The sequence below is a fragment of the Anaerobacillus sp. ABD4_527 genome, from assembly GCF_056160805.1.
Genome location: NZ_JBSWXZ010000029.1, coordinates 1 through 207, shown reverse-complemented (window position 1 = coordinate 207; position 207 = coordinate 1). Strand labels below are relative to the sequence as shown.

Here is a 207-nt window from a genome sequence, read left to right as displayed (position 1 = left end):
ACGAACACCGATATGCTTCGGGGAGCAGTAAGTACGCTTTGATCCGGAGATTTCCGAATGGGGGAACCCACCATCCGTAATGGGATGGTATTTACTTCTGAATACATAGGAAGTAAAAGGCATACCCGGGGAACTGAAACATCTCAGTACCCGGAGGAAGAGAAAGCAATCGCGATTTCCTGAGTAGCGGCGAGCGAAACGGAAACA

The 207-nt window shown here is 49.3% G+C and carries 1 rRNA gene; it reads left to right on the top strand.

Annotated features, from left to right (window positions below):
* A 23S ribosomal RNA gene (locus tag ACXAHI_RS21075) occupies positions 1 to 207 on the top strand; the annotation flags it as partial.